At 38.5% G+C, this 444-nt stretch carries 1 tRNA gene; it reads left to right on the forward strand.

Going from position 1 to position 444, the window contains the following annotated elements:
- Nucleotides 1–161: 161 nt before the first annotated feature.
- Nucleotides 162–233 (forward strand) — tRNA-Ala (locus tag AT575_RS10145).
- Nucleotides 234–444 lie beyond the last annotated feature (211 nt).

The raw sequence follows: 444 nt of genomic DNA on the forward strand, positions 1-444 counted from the left end.
ATGAGAACGTTAAGAAATCTGTATGAAAATAGGAAATTGACGATGTGTGCTTGCACACAAGGAGATTTATCTTTTTCACTAAGATTTTAGTTCGAATACAATTAAGCTTCACGTAATAGAATAGTACCACCACTAATAATGAAACAACCAGTTTATTAGTCGGGGCCTTAGCTCAGCTGGGAGAGCGCCTGCTTTGCACGCAGGAGGTCAGCGGTTCGATCCCGCTAGGTCCATTATCTAGGATACAAAGAGATGTTCGGCTAGCCGAAATTTCTGTAGAAAATTAGGAATCTGACACCGTGTGCTTGCACACAAGGAAGATTATCTATTTTCCTAAGAAATTAATCTCGTGTTCAACTAGATAAATGATATTTGAATACGAACCTAAACTTACTAGAAATAAGTCAAAACCATCTCTGTCTAAGGACACATCACTGGTTTGTT

This window comes from Streptococcus penaeicida, from assembly GCF_002887775.1.
GTDB lineage: Bacteria > Bacillota > Bacilli > Lactobacillales > Streptococcaceae > Streptococcus > Streptococcus penaeicida.